The organism is Lederbergia lenta NBRC 16444, from assembly GCF_001591545.1.
GTDB lineage: Bacteria > Bacillota > Bacilli > Bacillales > Bacillaceae_C > Lederbergia > Lederbergia lenta.
On sequence record NZ_BCVC01000007.1, the window covers coordinates 94767 to 110810 of the forward strand.

The window sequence follows — 16044 nt, forward strand, 5'->3', positions numbered from 1 at the left end:
CAAAAATTCATTAGCATGCTAACGTTCTTAGGAAAAAGAGGAGCTTATGATATGTTCTCAGCCATTTTTTTCAACAGTTTCTTTAATATTAAAAGCTCATCCGATGACAGTCCATCCAATAATTTACCCTGTTGCTTTTTCCACAATTTTTCTATCGGCTCTTTTAAGTCTTGACCTTTAGCTGTTAAATAAACTCTGTTGACCCTAGCGTCTAATTCATCCCGTTGTCGGTAGATTAAATCGTAGTTTTCTAATGCTTTTACCATATTTGCAACAGTGGAAGGTTCACAATTTAAACGTTCGCTTAACTGATTCTGTGTAATTCCTTCTTCTTTCCATAATCGGCATAACAACTGATCTTGACCTATATGAAGATCTAGCTGACGCAACATTTCCGCATAATACCTGCGCTTTCTGGTCGATATTTCATCAAGTATTTCTCGAATCTCATCCTCAATCAATGGTTCACCTTCTTTCAATTATAATTAGTTAGTATGCTAACTATATCAATAGATTGTTTTTATTTCGAGCAATTTGTTCTATTCACAAATTATATCTATTGCATTACATCCCTAATAAGTGAGATTCGTTGCTAAACGGCGTACTATCGTCCTATATTATTTAAAATTTCCATGGGGCTGAAGTATTTATGAGTTTATCTATTGCCTTATATCTTCTCTAGTCAAACAACAAATAGGCATGTAGTAATCTAAAAAGAAGACACTCAACCATAATAGTTAAGTGCCTTGTAGTATTGATATACTCACATTTTAATATTTACCTAAAACATTAGATAGTCTAGATCTTCTTAAATCTCTAAACCGTTAAAACCAAAGCAAGATGATCGAGTTCATTTATTATTAATATGATATCGGCCTATTGGTACTACTGAAGGGGATCCTGAAATTGGGTCCTCGACCACAATACACTCCAGTTCAAAAATGTCCTTAATCAATGTGCTTGTAATCACCTTTGATGGCTCCCCCTCTGCCATAAGTTTTCCTTTATGAAGCGCAAAAATATTGTCCGCATAACGCGCAGACAAATTTATATCATGAAGAACCATTACAATCGTTGTTCCATATTTTCGGTTAAGATCTGTGAGCAGATCAAGAATCTCAACTTGATATGTAATATCTAAAAAGGTGGTCGGTTCATCAAGAAATAAAATATCAGTTTGTTGCGCCAGGGCCATTGCAATCCAGACACGCTGTCTTTGGCCGCCTGAAAGTTCGTCAATATTATGGTTTGCAAGCTCAGTTATATCCATAATCCTCATAGCTTCAGCCACTGCCTCGTAATCCTTTCTTGTCCATCCACTAAGCAATGATTGATGCGGAAACCTGCCTCTTCCAACCAAATCCGCGACAGAAATTCCTTCTGGGACAATTGGAGATTGCGGTAGCAACCCTAAAACGCGAGCCAATTGTTTTGGAGGAATTTTTACGATTGGCTTTCCATCAAGCGTAATTTTGCCTGATGCGGGTTTTAATAGCCTTGCTAGTGTTTTAAGAAGCGTAGACTTTCCGGAAGCGTTCGCTCCAATAATAACACTTATTTTATTACTGGGAATAACAAGGCTTACTCCTTGGATAACCGTTTTATTATCATAGCCTGCTACTATTTGTTCGGCTTGAAAAACATGTTTTGGCTTCATCATAATTCTCCCTTTCTATTCATTCGGATTAGCAAGTAAATCAGATACGGCGCTCCGATTATTCCCGTTATGATGCCCACGGGAAATCTGACCACAAAGGCAAATTGTCCGATTAGATCTGCAGCCAAAACTAAATTAACGCCAACAAGACCTGCTGGAATTACATTTGAGTAGCCAACTCCAACTAGTCTTTTCGCGATTGGTCCAGAAAGGAAAGAGACAAAGGCTATTGGACCTGTCGTAGATGTAGCAAGAGATATCATACAGACAGAACTCAATATAAGTATCATTCTCGTCTTGTCCGTATCCACTCCGAGAGAAGTGGCAGACTGTTCTCCAAGTTCCAATATATTTAGATGCCTTCCTAGCATCATAACGATAGGCGCTAGGAGAATAACTGATATTACTAAAGGTGGAAGCTCATGCATTTGAGAGCCGTTGAGGCTGCCACTTAGCCATCTAAGCGCTGCCGGAATGTCTCGTTCTGCCCCAATGAGTAGAAGATAGGACACCACAGCGTTAAGCATAGCCTGTATACCTATTCCGATAAGAATTAATCGGCCAATTGAAAATGACTTCCCCCTAGATAATATGTAAATTAATGTTACTGTGGCAAGGCCAGCAATCACCGAAACAATGGAAACGACCGCTCCGCTCGCATGAAGTATAACGATACAAAAAACAGCTGCCGCGCTCGATCCGGTGGTAATACCGATTACATTTGGGTTCGCAAGGGGATTACGCAACATAGTCTGGAAGGTGTTACCGGCAATTCCGAAAGCAAATCCAGCAAAAAGACCTGCCAGCATTCTCGGCAGACGTAGCTTATTAACCGCAAAAGAGACACCTTGGATTTGCTCACCGGAAAGCGCACGGATCACATCTTTCATCGGATAAATGGTGTTGCCCAGTATAAGCATAGCACTACATAGAATGCATGAAATTACCGCAAGAATGCTCGTAACAAGTATCCATCGGCGGTGTCTATGGCGTCTGCCGTCCATGATAAACTCAACAGATTTGTTTTTCATAATGAACTCACTTTCGATCTCATAGCTAATATTATTAGTAACGGAGCCCCAATAAATGCTGTTACAACGCCGACCTCAAGCTCTCCTGGACTACCGATGAGCCTGCCGCTTATATCTGATACAGTCAAAATGATTGCTCCTGAAATAGCTGACATTGGTATAACAAAACGCAGGTCGGGACCAAGGAGAAGCCGCATGACGTGAGTCGATAATAGCCCGACAAAACCAATCGGGCCTGCCAATGCAGTAGCCGCACCGCATAAAAAAACAGCACCAAGAGCAGCAATAAGCCTCAGCACTCCTGTTCGAACACCCAGTCCGGTCGCAACATCATCCCCTAATGCCAGTGCATTTAGTGCTGAAGCAGAAAGAATAGCTATTAGTATCCCAATAATCAGGAAGGGGGAGAACGTAGCAATACCGTCCCAAGTTGCCGATCCGACGCTTCCCACTTGCCAAAACCTAAATTGGTCCATGACATGGGAGCGCGGAATCATTATCGCAACAACCAAAGAAGAAAGGGCTGCACTTGTAGCTGCTCCCGCCAGAACAAGCTTAATGGGCGTCGCACCACTACGCCCCATAGAGCCAATTCCAAATACGAAAGTAGCAGTAATTGCAGCACCTGCTAAAGCTAGCCATATATATTGATTTGCACTACTTATATTCAAAAACGCCATTCCACAAACAACAAACAATGATGCCCCTGTGTTAACCCCGAGTATACTCGGGTCCGCAATCGGATTACGAGTGACCGCTTGCATCAATGCTCCTGAAACTCCTAGTGCCCCACCGCAAAACAAACTGAATATCGTTCGAGAAATCCTCTTGCGAACCACGTTTGCTTCGTAAGAATCTATACTTTGGTGAAATAGACCGTCCATTACTCCATTAAATCCTACCATTCGAGAACCTAAAACCAAGGAAGCAAACACGCATACGATGAGCAAGATAAAACTAATCACCAAGACTATCGCGAAATGCTTTGGAATATGTGAACTTAGCTGTTTACCCTTTGAAGCCAATAAACTATTCATCTAACTTGTCAATAGCTCCTCCTATTAATTTCAGATACTCGTCGATCGTATAAGAAATTGAAAGTGGATTAGGGGTTCCCGCAGCTACTAAAGGCGTATCGCTCTCAATAAACGCAACAGAACCTCGCTCGATCGCCGGAATTTTACCTAACAGTGGATCTGCTTTAAGGGCTTGATACAACTCGTCATTTCCATATCCAATTAATAGATCCGCATCGTAAAGGGCCTCAGCATTCTCAGCACTTAAATTCAAGGAGTAACTAGTAGGGTCCGTAATTTTCTCCGTAACACTTTCAGGATAAATCATTCCCAACTCATATAGGAAAGAGACCCGAGAATCTGCAGGAGTATAAATATGCAATTTAGACATATCATCAGCTGAGAAGTTGACCCAAACTACTTTCTTACCATTAATCTGAGGATATTGACTTAGCTTTTCATTAACTAGGCCTTCGATGTCCTCTATGAGTTGCTCCCCTTCCGCTTTCATGCCCATCCCCGTTGCATTAAAGCTAACTTGTTCACGCCAAGTAGTAGCCCAAGGTGCGGTTGGATATGCCACAACTGGAGCGATTTGACTTAGTAGATCATAGTCTTCCTCTGTTATACCCGAGTAGGCTGCAAGAATGACGTCTGGTTTAGCATCTGAAATAGCCTCAAAGTCCAGACCGTCCGTATCTTGGAAAACATTGGGATTGGTTACGTCGAGTTCCTCAAGTTTTTCAGCTGTCCAAGGCAAAAGTCCACTGTCATCCTGCACGCCGAAATTCGCTGCCGAAAAACCTACAGGTACAACTCCAAGAGCAAGAGCAACATCATGATTCCCCCATTGAACTGTAACAACTCGTTTAGGCTTGCTTGGTATTACAGATTCGCCAAAAGCATGCTCGATCACGATCTCTGAATTTGTATCTTTAGAAGAAGGTGTTTCTGTCAAAGTTGACCCAGGTTTTGAACTAGATTTGGCTGAACAACCAACCATAAATATAGCCAAAATAATAAATGTTATTAATAAATTTTTTCGTTTTGCGATCATTACATACCCTACCTTATTAATAAATGTATTTTTAAATTAGTGCTAATTAACATTGTGGAGCAACTCCACAATGTTAATTTTTAGAACCATTCAGTAAAGAATGTTTTACTTTCTACAATGAATAAACAGCAGTAATTGGATGAATCTTAATATATCAAACTCCTTTTCTACTTAATATTGATAATCATTATCAATTAGTTTACATTTCCTTTCATTTATTGTCAATTAGAATCTTTTGATTTTTTCGAGATGTATGGGTGTTTTATCTGGTTCATTCATGAGTTTCGTAAGCACAATCGAAATAAAGTTAACAAATTATAATAGATAATAAAAATAAAGTTAGACACAGGATTGATCAAATATCTATGCAAAGATTATTTTCACAGAAAAAAAGCCCTTATCTAGTGATCGCGATAAGAGCTTTTCAGTAATTGTTATATTCATGTTAGTGTTTTGTGGACTGTGTGACACCTTCTTTTGCATCTAATCCATGAAAGAAAATTTCCTACCGCCATTTTTTTATTCTAATGTGAAGGTCTCAATCACTTCTCGAAGATCTTCATTTAACATATGAGTGAATTCATTTTGAAGTTCGTGTAATTCTCCACCTTCCCAAAATTCTGGTGGAACCTCCATAATAGAATTCCATACAAAGGTTTTTCCATTTTGGCTGGCAATAAAATTCATCGGTCCAAATTCCTCGTCTCCATCCGATTCCGTATCTAGTACACTTACACTAAAAATATTGCTTATTTCTTTCCCGTTATGCATGAATTGAAAGTCATAGCTGGTTTCTGCTGCAACATTCCAATCACCTTCTTTGACAATGAACCTCCCTTCCCAAGATGAAGGGAGACGAAGGGTGAAATGGTAATCATCGTTTTTATACACAATGTCATTCTTTTTCTCCTCTGTTGCCTTATCGATTTTTTCCCAGCTCACTTCCACCCCAACTACCCCTGCCGCATTCGGAAAGAGGCTATAAAATTGCTTATAAAGGATGATCGAGTCCTCCGTCAATGAAAAAGCATAGTAATTTTCAACAGTTGGCTCGGTTTCTCCTTTCACACTCGTTTTGTAAGTAAATGGAGCAGGATCCTCACGATATTCCGCAAACTGGTCACCATGAATTAGCTCGTCGGCTACTAATTTTGATACTATTTGGAGATTTGTATCTCTCCTCTTTAATACTTCTTCGAGGTCAAGCAGTTGCTGATTCTTTAAGTCATAGTTAAAGGCATAACTTTGTGACATTCCACTGGCTCCACCCATATAGATACGTATATTAAAATAAATGGAGACAAAGTCGTCTGTGATCACCGGCTTCTCAAAGAATACATGATAAGAGTATTTAAGATTCGTACCCAATCCATCCTCATAGATATCTTCTATAATCTCTTTTGCTGCCTTTTGACTATTTTTAAACTGGGATTGCATTTCCTTTGACAAAAGCTCATCTACTGGAGCATAGGAGAAAGAGGGGTACTCAATCTCGATTTCGAATTCTTCTTGTTTATCTTCCAATTTAACTGTCTCATATTTGCTTAAATTTGGAGACTGTTGTTCCAACTTATCTTTGACTTTTCCCTTCGCAGCAGTCTTTTCTACTTTCGTGTCTTCATTATCCACGGATTCACTTGCCTGTTGCTTATTGCCTTGAGGGCTACACCCAACTAGTAAAAACAATAACAGGATCCAAGTTGTCATTTTCTCCATTTTGTCATAACTCCATTTCAATTGATCTATCATTATTATCGGTAGTTTAGATAAACCTTTCAAGAAACGCTTAGAAAGTTTGTCGAAGAGTAAAGAATCTATATCTTTTTCGCATCCTTCCAACTCTTTTTTCATCCATGTAGAAAAGACACTTTTATTCCAAATTACCCCAATTTACCAATTATTTTGGATACCTTATTCTATTTGCTCAAAATCCAATTTCTTCTCTTTTAAATCTATGTCAATGTTATAATTTTCTTAAGACCGACCAAGAGAAGTTGATAGCAAAGGAGTCATAAATTATTGCAAAAATCAATCGAGAGTAAATTAGGAACCTTTATACATAATGAGCATTTAAAGTCTTTTAAACTAGAAAGTGGTCCTATCCATTGGTCATTGAATGAAAATCATGTCAGCTTGGAAGAAACGATTAAAAGAGCCGAAACACTATTTTCAGTTTTAGAGGAGTTTAATATAGAAGCAAAAATAGCCATTGCAAAGGAATTAATCGTTTATAAAAATGAGTTTTGGCCTGAATATGACGAAGATGATGAAACATTAGATTGGGATGCTGTAGACGCTGGAGCATACGATACAACCTTAGAGGAGTTTTGCCACGCTATCACCCTTTTGGATATCGAGATAAACGAAAAGAGCATCTATTTGGAATATGATGATGGGGATTTATTTGGTGGGCATAGAATCCATGCTACCTTTGATTACGATTACAAACTTCTAAAGGCTGCTATTTAAAGGACAAAAGGAGAGGTATAGATGATTGAAAATATACAAGAAACAAAATACGGGATAGAGGGAACGACATATTCCAAGCTATTTGATAAACACATTCGAGTTTGGCTTGAAGATGGAGTAGATTTAGAGTATGGACGTTTTTGTGTAGATGCTTTAAATCACTTGAATGATAAGCTCATAGATGAGATATGCAGAGCTGCCATTGCCTATTGCGAAGATTTTTGCGATGCTATAGGACAAGAGCCACCTAAAATTGAAAAAGCGAGAGACATTTTGAATTATATAGATCCAACAGGATTAATCGTGGATGAACCAAGAGATCCGCATAAACCCGTTATCCATTTAGAAGGAAATTGTGAATGGGAAGTGGAGCATGGCATCGAATTCATTATTCGTGAAGATCAATTGCTTTATCTTTCCTCCTTTAATGGGATGGGCGCTTGGGATGAACCAGAATCGTACAAAGACTCCTATAATTATGCGTATAAAGCGATTTGAATTGATCTTTTACGTGTCTACTTGCTTATTGTATTAAACCTTAGTTCAAATCCAGAATTAGGCATTTCTTCCGTTGATTTTTAATTGATTAATAGGAATTGTATATTCCCAGTAAGATTAGAAATCCTTTTAAAAAAATAGGGTACGAAATGATAGACATTTCTATCCCCTATTTCCTTTGCTAATTTAACGTTTTATTTATTAAAAATCGATCAAAATATGGACACGAACTTTTCGCCCCCCTCTTAAATCTTGATGAGATAGGGTTTCTATCGAAAAATTACATCATGCCACCTGTAAATCATTTTCTTCTATATTCTATGAGAATTAATTACTTCTTTTCTGTTTTTCAATAAACTCATCTTTCGTTAGCCCATATAATATAAAATCTAAATATTGCCCATTTAAATACACAACTTGTCGACGAACACCTTCTTGGACACAGCCAAGTTTTTTCATCATTTTTGCAGAACCTTCATTTCCTTCAAGAACATAGTCATTAAATTTATTAAGCCTTCTTTCAAGGAATGCATACTTTAAAAGAATTTTCATCGCACTTGTTCCATACCCGCTACCACGGTACTCTTTATCAATCACTATTCCAATACTAAACGTGCCATTTCTCTCGTCAATACTATTTAAATTAATACCACCTATACTTTTACACTCTAAATTTTCAATAGTAAACATTATTCGTCCATTAGTTGAAGTGAAATCGGCATTTTCCTCAGTGAATTTTTTTGAGCCTGCAATAGTAGGCGGTAACTCAATCGTACATTCTAAAAAACGACGTGCAGGAGTATCAAAGTTACTAATATAGTCCCCTTCCCAATCTTCCGGCTGAATTGCACGCAATCTAACTTTATCATCTTGCCAAAAATAATTGCTATAATCTATTTCTCGTATTGGATTTTTCATAGCCATAAAACTCCTTATTTTTACGATAGGTTACACATATTGGTTCTTGGTATTTACCTATTTCTATAGGGCAAATGAAATGTGGTTTGTTCCATCCCCGGATGGAAACCAAGATTGAAATATAAAGATTCTGCTGGGTTTCCAGCGGTAACAAAAAGGCGCACAACATCATACTCCTCAAACAATACAGTTAATGCCTTTTTTAATAACTTAGTTGCGATTTGTTTGCCACGGTATTGGGGAATTACTGAAATATTCGATATTAAAGGCAGATCTTCCCATAAAGATACTAAGCAAACTGCAATAATGTTTCCATTAGATTCATCAAATACGATGCTGGATGAAGCCCGCAAGATTTCCTCTTTATTATGTGTAAAATAATATTCCAGATCTTGTTTCTGTTGTTCAAGCGTATTCTTTTCTGGATAGCCAATACTATCCGCGCCTGAATAAGCATTAAAACAAGAATGAGCCATTTTATCTAAATGCTCTAAAGTTGGTAGTTCAACAATAAATTCATCTCCTACATCTTGTGATTCAAATATTTCAGTCGGCCTTATCATCACGCGCCTCGTTTCAGTAGGTAAAAAACCTAATCGCAAAAAATGTTCCGTTTGATAGGGTAATATCCCATATACACGGATGGGTTCATTCAAATTAGAATATTGTATTAAAAGCTGTTTTAATTTCAGCAATACTTGATTTATGTCAGTAAAGGGAGGTTCTAAGAAAAAGAACGATAATGAATTTGGTTCAATGCAAATCCCGCCAATTCTTTGCTCCCTTAGTGTAATCCAGTAACAAGGGTCATTCTCCTCAACAATAGCTACTCTTCTCTCCCAGCTTTGTCTGAAAAAGATATTTTCTCCATATGTTGTATAATGTACTGCGAATTCCCGGTGATCAGCCTTTACTATCGCAAACTCTTCATTTATTAAATAATAAGAACCAAACATCGATATATACCCCTCCCATGCCGAGAACTTACATTCATATTACCCAATAAATTGGTACCTAGATTTCACTAAAGATAAGCGCCAGATTGTTTTAGCAAAATCCTCCACTATCTTATTAACGGCGGCCACCAAATTAGCTGTAAAAGTAAAAGTTATAGTGTGAATGCTGTTCAAAACCCACTGACCTATAAAAGGGGTCATCTGAGATAACGTACGATTTTTTTGCACCTAAGGAATAACTTCTTTTCAACGCCTCTAACAGCACTGCTCTCCCAAGTCCCGTATGACGGTAATCTGGAATCGCACATACTGGTTCTACATAGGAATAATCAGTATTCGGGCTATACCAGCAACCACAGTAGGCGACATACTCACCTTTTTCATTTTCTGCTACAGTATGTAGGTATGAATTTAAATGTGGCGCAGACAGCATTCTTTTTTGTCTATTAATAGTTATTTCATCATTAGGCATATTTCCTTCGTTTTCAAATCCTTTCCATAACAATTGCTGATGTTTATACAAATCCGTTTTAGCATTAAGATTCTTTATTACGATGCCTTTAGGAAAAGAGTAATTAAAATCAAACCCCTCAAATGTGCACGCAAGTATGTTTTCAGTATTGGCATTCTTTATAAACCCTTGCCCCAATAAGAAATCTCTTGTATCGCTATCAGCATCATTAACTGCAATGCCAAGCCCATTCTCATCACTGAAATTATCAATCGCATAGTCTAATATTTCCTTTTCAAGTTCTTCATAGCCTTTTTTAACCGCATAAAATGCCTCTCCAAAATAATGATCGTACGTCGTCATCCCGATCAACTCATTATTACTACTAAACCATAAGCCTATTTTATTCGCTAAATCATGATTAAACTCAGGATGAAACACCATCCATTCCCATCTTGCCCAATTCTAATTTATATGTTTGCGATCATCTCGTGATAATTCAATCAGGAAATTACAGACTGTGTCATAGTAAGAGCTATTAAAATTGCTAAATACAGTTTTCATTAAAATCCTCCTAAAATACTGCCTCTGAAAATGGAAGCTGACAGTATGTTACCTTTGATTGCTATCACTTTCTCACTTCAACCTAATTGTAAAGTAATCAATATTCCACCTATATATATAAAATAGTTTATAATTGTTTTTTGCACAAAAAGGCTCGTGAGTTTTATATCTCACGAGCCTTTAAACTATTTTTTTGAGTAGACAATTTTTTTAATGCTATCATATGAAAGAAAATATAGTTCCATAAGTTCGTTAATTGTTGCACCATCACGGAACTTTCGGTAAATTTCATCGTTTCTGCGGCTCAAAGTTTCTTTATACCCTGACTTTTCTCCCCACTTCTTGCGATCACCTTCTGCCTTTGGAATATACACCAGTTCTCCCTGAACATGCTTTTGTATTTCCTTAAGAAGATCTTCTGGAAAAATAGAATGTGCTTTTATAGGTTTCATTTTCGCTCCGCTCCTTAAAATAATTGTGAATTTTAAGGTAGCAAAGCCTATACTATCAACAATATCGACTATTTAATTCAGAAAGAAGTCCAACGGTGGTAACAAACTAGCTCCATACAAACAACCGCTGTTGTTTATAATATAGACTTTGCATGGAGCTTTAAATACACGAAACCAAAAAGGGAATATCTACTATTCATTTTAATCCTCCTTGTAAAAGATCCTAGACATATAACAACTCTTCACTTCATATGTTAACACACTTTTCTGCAAATTAATGAAAGCCCTTTCCATGAACAAAATTTTAATTTATGTCCAAAGGCTTTGCTTTTTATAATAGAGGGATTCTCCTTTTAATTTATCTTTTTTAGGTTACATAACATTCAAATAAGGGTTGCTTAAATAAGTCTATGACATGAATATAGCCAAGCCTACTTAAAATTATTGATAAAAGAACCCACAACGGGGCGTCTAATTTTTTCTATTTGCGGATTTTTTTAAAATTTGATGCGGACAAAGATAATTAAAAAATACTGCCAAGTAATTTCATACTCTTCTCTAAATTAAAGGATTATAAAATTGATTCAATTCTATTACTTTTTCCTACAATTCATTATATCGTCCACTAAAAAGTTTAAGTAAGGAATCGTCGGCCATAAACCTTCTAACAAAGACCTGACAATGATTATAGTAAAAAACACAGCTTCTTCAAAGCTGTGAATGGTGAGCTCTTCTTTTAAAAATATAATAAAATGAGATATTTAATAATGCACCAACTATACCAGATAGCAAGATACCGTAAATGGTTAATGTTCCGTACATTTCCTTTGAATTATTGACAATTTCACCAAGCTCTAATGAGAATAGTTGCATTTTTACGTTCATCGTTATATTCATAAAATCTAAGAGCATTGGAATAAAAATAACTAATAACGCATAAAGAAGAACAAATATAAAAAAACCTGTAGATACTTTTTTAAATACTTTCATGCTTTTTTCGACTCCTTATTATATTTTTTAGTATATTTTCACCATCTTGCAATGTTGGATAATAATTCACGATATGAAAGCAGTAGACAAGCCCGATTAGTAGATTGGCTTTTATGACAGCAACTCCTACGAATAAACAAATTGCTGGCCCTGAAAAGGCAATAATTATATTTTGCAACCTCGAAATTTCCTTTGTCACAATCGACAATTCAAAAAGACTTGACTTAATAATGAAAAATTGCCTACATTTTGTAAACAGAAGATATGGAATGAGATGTCCAAACTCATGTAAAACCATACTTAATATAAAGTTCCCGTAAATCATTAAGAATAAGTTTCCTAAAAAAGAATTTGCGAATAGAACTAAAATCATAAATACCGCCAAACAAAATAACATATGGAAAACTAAAAAATTTCTCATTCCATAAAGAACGTTAGTGACTAGAATAATGTTGAATTTCCTTGGGTTTACCTCCGTAATCATCTTATTTATGAACTCCCACTGAAACTCTTTTAATGACAATGGGGGAAAGGATGAAAAGAAAGAAACAAAGCATTACTAAATATTTAATTTCGTAAATTCCCAAAGAGTTCATTGTATAGGTTAAGGTGAAATATAGAATGAATAGAAGGATTAACCCTAGCCCCTCTTGCAGTCCAGAGTTTTTGTCAGAAGGTAAAAATGTTCCAACAAGAAAAGCAAGTATTGTAAAGAGCGAAATTTCAATAAACAATACTAAATGAATCGCAGATTGATCTAAACCAAATAATGAATGGAGAATAAAGTACGTACCCGCTAAAAGGAGCGATAAAACAAGATAGAATGTCATTTTTATAATGATAAAATAATCATATTTAGTTGGTAATAAATAAATTAGATTTTCCTTCTTATAATCCCTTGAATTAGCGACTAATGGAAGCAAAATGACAATTTCAATCACAAACATAGGTATAAACTGCGAAATCATTAGCAATTCATTATTCTCCGGGTTTTTTAGAGCGACCCAATTGAGTAGTAAAAGACATAAAAATAAAAAGTAAATAGTCAGAATTCGGTGATAATCTCGAACAACTCTTTTAAACTCTAATACAACAACATTTAAAGGAAAGAATTTCGAAAACGGAATGAATAGAAATGCAGTGGATCCATTTTGTAATGGTTTCTTTTGAATAAAACTAATAATATAAAATAGGAATAAAATAATAACAGATAATAGAATAATCGGTAAGCAATTAAATAATGTTGCAAGAGTATCTCCTTCTACAAAAATATTTTTTGTCGCTATTCCGTAGAAATTGGTTTCTTTTAAAATCTGATAGTATATATAGCCACATCCAATTATCATCGAAAAAAATAATGGTTCATGTAGATACTCTTTTCTAAGTTTATGCGCAATAAATTCTGACATATTATTAAAAAAGTAAACATTTATAAATGAAAAGAAAATCGCATTACAATTCATTAATAGAAAGATGGTCAGAAAAAGAAAATCTAGTAAAATATATTCATTCATGGATTGAATAAATAGATAGATATATGTTGGCGTATATACTGCGCAAACAAACCCCATTATTAAGCAGATAAATGGTATTAACTCAATCATTAGCAGTTGGTAATTAGCCATCGGCAAAATCCGCAATAAATTTGACCGATTAAAATTATTCTTAAAGATAAAGAACAATAGTAAAGCTATCATTAGCGAAAATAAATTTGAAGCAAGCAGGCTTTGAGATAGTATTTGGTTCACAACCAGATTATCTCCTACCTCTTTAATCATTAGAATATTTTCATTTGTAATTTTAATAGATGCAATGGTAATAATGGTAATAAATAAAATAGGAAAAACGATAAAAATAGGATTTTTCCTTAGTTGGTGTATTAATTTATTTTTCCATATTTTTAAATATAGAGTGTTAAGCATAATTGAATACATTCCTTATACTTTGTAATTTTTGTGAATCCAAGTTAACTTTTATATAGGCTTCTTCAAGATTTTTCACCTGGAGTTCTTTAAGCATATGCTGTTTAAGTCCACTAATTTTTATCTCACCTTTTTTTATAATTGTAATGCTATCACTTATATTTTCAGCAAACTCTAAGTTATGTGTACTTAACAAGATTGCTGTTCCTAAATCACGCAGCGTCTTAATTAATTCTTTAAAGGTGATAATCATATCCGGGTCCAAACCATTTGTAGGTTCATCAATAATGAGTATTTCTGGATTATGGATAATTCCAGAAATAATTTGTACCTTCCGTCTCATTCCATGCGAATAGGTTTTTAGTAGATTATTTCTAAATGAATATAAATCTAGTATATCCATTAGATGGTTTGTTATATTATCGAAGTCCTTTTTGGGGATTTTCCTCACCTTACCTAAAAAGTTTAAATACTCCATTGCTGTAAGATCATCAAACAACTCATCATCATCTGGTATAAACCCTAGCTTACTTTTATAGTAATTGTAATCTTCCTTAATATTCTTTCCTTTAAATAAAATTTCTCCATTAATCTTTTCCTCTAGACCAAGGATTGTTCTTATTGCAGTAGTTTTTCCAGCACCATTATGACCTAGTAATGTGCTAATGTGTGCATTTTTTAATGTAATCGAAAAATCCTTGAGTATTGGTTTGCCATGATAAGCCTTGTTCAAATCTACTACTTGTAATATTTCATTCATCTTTTCTCATCCACCTTTTGATCCTGCACAAGCCGTATTTTTTTTGGCTTGTGCAGAATATTGCTATTTCCAACAACCAATTTTGTAGGAAGTACCTGTCTTCGTCACATTTTGATTCCCTGCGAAGTTAAACCCTTTTGATGTACAATAAAAAGCATAGGCAAAAACTAATAAAATGATTAAAACAATGATAAATACGAGAGCACCCTTATTTTCTTGCAGTTTATAAAATTGATTCATCATTTTATACGCTGCTAAGTCTAGCATGTTAGTCATTTTTTCACCCCCCCCTTCAAAGTTCTTAACATACAGCAGCAGGATAACTTTAACTAAATATGGGAAATCCTACTAATTCCAGTGTACAGGCTACTTCTATTACCTTAAAGGGGGGAAAATTTACCCCTGTTCAAATCGTAGGGGAATATGTATAATTGTAATTTTCTGAATACAGACTTCGAGTTAATTCAATCCTTTTAAAGTACGCTAAGGGATTCACACACAATTTCTTACTTTATTTTACTTTTAATAGTTCTAATCTGTTTTTTTACAGTTTCCGTAGATTTGTATAGTTTTTGGGATATTTGTCGATTGTTAAATCCCTGTTCTTTTAAAGAATAAACTTCACGTTCTGCTGGTGATAACACTTTTACTTTTCTTTCTCTCCTGAGTTCGTCAATCAGCACGGTTGATATATCTGATCGTATACAAATCTTATCTTGATATGCTTCTCTAATCACTTTAGGTATGTCTCTGTATGATTCCTTTGTAACATAATTCGCCGCTCCAATATCAAATGATCTAAGAATGATTTCTTTTTCTACTAAGGAAGTAACAAAGATAATTTTCTGTATTCCACTGTGTAATAGCTTACTAGCAATCTCAAGACCACATACCTTATCCCCATTTTCTACAAGTGTCACATCCATTAGGACAATATCAATCTCCTTGCATAGGTCTTTTAATACGCCCGCTTTTGTACTAATCTGCTCGATAACTTCCATATCATTTTCTTTACCAATACAGTTTGATAGAACTTTCATCCAACTCTGGTCATTTTCAACTATCATAACCCTAATTTTCCCCATTATCTGATCACCCCCATTAGATTGGAATAACTATTGAGTGTTGATTAAAATTATTCTACCCTCTTTATAGTAATGTCGTAATATGTATGGACATCAAAATTCTCCCATCATCTTTATAAGGGGATTTTACCAAATATAGGAACATTTAAATATCATACAAAGGTCATGAAATCGGTAAACTTAGAAGTTTAGAGGGATAAGGGGATGTTCTTTTCCAG

Annotated in this window: 18 protein-coding genes; 2 read left to right on the forward strand and 16 right to left on the reverse strand. The window is 35.4% G+C overall.

The features are described 5' to 3' along the window. Nucleotides 1-44: 44 nt before the first annotated feature. The 6 genes from BLE01S_RS16965 to BLE01S_RS16990 form a co-directional block, all read right to left on the reverse strand. Complete coding sequence (locus BLE01S_RS16965; RefSeq protein ID WP_066145077.1) at nucleotides 45-461, reverse strand: MarR family winged helix-turn-helix transcriptional regulator; 417 nt, start codon at nucleotides 459-461, stop codon at nucleotides 45-47. Nucleotides 462-850: 389 nt separating this feature from the next. Next, nucleotides 851-1657 carry an ABC transporter ATP-binding protein gene (locus BLE01S_RS16970; RefSeq protein ID WP_066145078.1) on the reverse strand — a complete coding sequence of 269 codons (807 nt, stop codon included), beginning with the start codon at nucleotides 1655-1657 and terminating at the stop codon, nucleotides 851-853. After that, complete coding sequence (locus BLE01S_RS16975; RefSeq protein ID WP_066145081.1) at nucleotides 1657-2688, reverse strand: FecCD family ABC transporter permease; 1032 nt, start codon at nucleotides 2686-2688, stop codon at nucleotides 1657-1659. The genes BLE01S_RS16970 and BLE01S_RS16975 overlap by 1 nt, the downstream gene beginning before the upstream one ends. Then, nucleotides 2685-3725 carry a FecCD family ABC transporter permease gene (locus tag BLE01S_RS16980; protein ID WP_066145084.1) on the reverse strand — a complete coding sequence of 347 codons (1041 nt, stop codon included), beginning with the start codon at nucleotides 3723-3725 and terminating at the stop codon, nucleotides 2685-2687. Before BLE01S_RS16980 ends, BLE01S_RS16975 begins: the two co-directional genes overlap by 4 nt. Then, nucleotides 3718-4761, reverse strand: a complete 1044-nt coding sequence (locus BLE01S_RS16985; RefSeq protein WP_066145086.1) for an iron-siderophore ABC transporter substrate-binding protein — start codon at nucleotides 4759-4761, stop codon at nucleotides 3718-3720. Before BLE01S_RS16985 ends, BLE01S_RS16980 begins: the two co-directional genes overlap by 8 nt. 519 nt (nucleotides 4762-5280) lie before the next feature. After that, nucleotides 5281-6477, reverse strand: coding sequence for a PdaC/SigV domain-containing protein (locus BLE01S_RS16990; RefSeq protein ID WP_169800040.1), 1197 nt, complete (start codon nucleotides 6475-6477; stop codon nucleotides 5281-5283). A gap of 303 nt (nucleotides 6478-6780) precedes the next feature. Here BLE01S_RS16990 and BLE01S_RS16995 point away from each other — a divergent pair, with 303 nt between their 5' ends. Together BLE01S_RS16995 and BLE01S_RS17000 are read left to right on the forward strand one after the other, a co-directional pair. Beyond that, nucleotides 6781-7230 carry a DUF2262 domain-containing protein gene (locus tag BLE01S_RS16995; RefSeq protein ID WP_066145089.1) on the forward strand — a complete coding sequence of 150 codons (450 nt, stop codon included), beginning with the start codon at nucleotides 6781-6783 and terminating at the stop codon, nucleotides 7228-7230. A 21-nt stretch (nucleotides 7231-7251) separates the two neighbouring features. Further along, nucleotides 7252-7728 (forward strand): DUF6985 domain-containing protein, encoded by a 477-nt coding sequence (locus BLE01S_RS17000; RefSeq protein ID WP_066145091.1) that lies wholly within the window; start codon nucleotides 7252-7254, stop codon nucleotides 7726-7728. Nucleotides 7729-8055: 327 nt separating this feature from the next. On the opposite strand, the gene BLE01S_RS17005 is transcribed toward BLE01S_RS17000, so the two are convergent. The 10 genes from BLE01S_RS17005 to BLE01S_RS17050 all read right to left on the reverse strand — a co-directional run bounded on the left by BLE01S_RS17005 (nucleotide 8056) and on the right by BLE01S_RS17050 (nucleotide 15826). After that, nucleotides 8056-8646, reverse strand: coding sequence for a GNAT family N-acetyltransferase (locus BLE01S_RS17005; protein WP_231955890.1), 591 nt, complete (start codon nucleotides 8644-8646; stop codon nucleotides 8056-8058). A gap of 53 nt (nucleotides 8647-8699) precedes the next feature. Continuing rightward, nucleotides 8700-9602: a GNAT family N-acetyltransferase gene (locus BLE01S_RS17010; RefSeq protein ID WP_066145093.1), complete on the reverse strand. Its 903-nt coding sequence runs from the start codon at nucleotides 9600-9602 to the stop codon at nucleotides 8700-8702. 133 nt (nucleotides 9603-9735) lie between these two features. Continuing rightward, nucleotides 9736-10497 (reverse strand): GNAT family N-acetyltransferase, encoded by a 762-nt coding sequence (locus BLE01S_RS17015; protein ID WP_197713567.1) that lies wholly within the window; start codon nucleotides 10495-10497, stop codon nucleotides 9736-9738. A 305-nt stretch (nucleotides 10498-10802) separates the two neighbouring features. Continuing rightward, the gene (locus tag BLE01S_RS17020; RefSeq protein WP_066145095.1) at nucleotides 10803-11069 is read right to left on the reverse strand and encodes a CD3324 family protein; all 267 of its coding nucleotides are present in this window, start codon (nucleotides 11067-11069) and stop codon (nucleotides 10803-10805) included. Nucleotides 11070-11777: 708 nt separating this feature from the next. Then, nucleotides 11778-12059 carry a hypothetical protein gene (locus BLE01S_RS17025; protein ID WP_066145097.1) on the reverse strand — a complete coding sequence of 94 codons (282 nt, stop codon included), beginning with the start codon at nucleotides 12057-12059 and terminating at the stop codon, nucleotides 11778-11780. Continuing rightward, a complete protein-coding gene (locus tag BLE01S_RS20995) occupies nucleotides 12046-12237 on the reverse strand; it encodes a hypothetical protein (protein ID WP_145981918.1) in 192 nt (63 codons plus the stop codon). Before BLE01S_RS20995 ends, BLE01S_RS17025 begins: the two co-directional genes overlap by 14 nt. A 307-nt stretch (nucleotides 12238-12544) precedes the next feature. Further along, a complete protein-coding gene (locus BLE01S_RS17035; protein ID WP_066145101.1) occupies nucleotides 12545-13981 on the reverse strand; it encodes a hypothetical protein in 1437 nt (478 codons plus the stop codon). Continuing rightward, nucleotides 13974-14741, reverse strand: coding sequence for an ABC transporter ATP-binding protein (locus BLE01S_RS17040; RefSeq protein WP_066145103.1), 768 nt, complete (start codon nucleotides 14739-14741; stop codon nucleotides 13974-13976). Before BLE01S_RS17040 ends, BLE01S_RS17035 begins: the two co-directional genes overlap by 8 nt. Before the next feature lie 63 nt (nucleotides 14742-14804). Further along, on the reverse strand, nucleotides 14805-15017 hold the full coding sequence (locus BLE01S_RS17045; protein WP_066145105.1) for a hypothetical protein: 213 nt from the start codon (nucleotides 15015-15017) through the stop codon (nucleotides 14805-14807). 230 nt (nucleotides 15018-15247) lie between these two features. Beyond that, entirely contained in the window at nucleotides 15248-15826 is a 579-nt protein-coding gene (locus BLE01S_RS17050; protein ID WP_066145108.1) for a response regulator transcription factor, read from the reverse strand. Nucleotides 15827-16044 lie beyond the last annotated feature (218 nt).

Excerpts from the sequence above, each read along its gene's own strand:
- BLE01S_RS17015 (WP_197713567.1), bottom strand. The coding sequence starts at position 10,497 with ATGGTGTTTCATCCTGAGTTTAATCATGATTTAGCGAATAAAATAGGC.
- BLE01S_RS16980 (WP_066145084.1), bottom strand. The coding sequence starts at position 3,725 with ATGAATAGTTTATTGGCTTCAAAGGGTAAACAGCTAAGTTCACATATT.
- BLE01S_RS17040 (WP_066145103.1), bottom strand. The coding sequence starts at position 14,741 with ATGAATGAAATATTACAAGTAGTAGATTTGAACAAGGCTTATCATGGC.
- BLE01S_RS17020 (WP_066145095.1), bottom strand. The coding sequence starts at position 11,069 with ATGAAACCTATAAAAGCACATTCTATTTTTCCAGAAGATCTTCTTAAG.
- BLE01S_RS17045 (WP_066145105.1), bottom strand. The coding sequence starts at position 15,017 with ATGACTAACATGCTAGACTTAGCAGCGTATAAAATGATGAATCAATTT.
- BLE01S_RS16970 (WP_066145078.1), bottom strand. The coding sequence starts at position 1,657 with ATGAAGCCAAAACATGTTTTTCAAGCCGAACAAATAGTAGCAGGCTAT.
- BLE01S_RS17000 (WP_066145091.1), top strand. The coding sequence starts at position 7,252 with ATGATTGAAAATATACAAGAAACAAAATACGGGATAGAGGGAACGACA.
- BLE01S_RS17050 (WP_066145108.1), bottom strand. The coding sequence starts at position 15,826 with ATGGGGAAAATTAGGGTTATGATAGTTGAAAATGACCAGAGTTGGATG.
- BLE01S_RS16985 (WP_066145086.1), bottom strand. The coding sequence starts at position 4,761 with ATGATCGCAAAACGAAAAAATTTATTAATAACATTTATTATTTTGGCT.
- BLE01S_RS17010 (WP_066145093.1), bottom strand. The coding sequence starts at position 9,602 with ATGTTTGGTTCTTATTATTTAATAAATGAAGAGTTTGCGATAGTAAAG.
- BLE01S_RS17025 (WP_066145097.1), bottom strand. The coding sequence starts at position 12,059 with ATGAAAGTATTTAAAAAAGTATCTACAGGTTTTTTTATATTTGTTCTT.
- BLE01S_RS16990 (WP_169800040.1), bottom strand. The coding sequence starts at position 6,477 with ATGGAGAAAATGACAACTTGGATCCTGTTATTGTTTTTACTAGTTGGG.
- BLE01S_RS17035 (WP_066145101.1), bottom strand. The coding sequence starts at position 13,981 with ATGCTTAACACTCTATATTTAAAAATATGGAAAAATAAATTAATACAC.
- BLE01S_RS17005 (WP_231955890.1), bottom strand. The coding sequence starts at position 8,646 with ATGAAAAATCCAATACGAGAAATAGATTATAGCAATTATTTTTGGCAA.
- BLE01S_RS16975 (WP_066145081.1), bottom strand. The coding sequence starts at position 2,688 with ATGAAAAACAAATCTGTTGAGTTTATCATGGACGGCAGACGCCATAGA.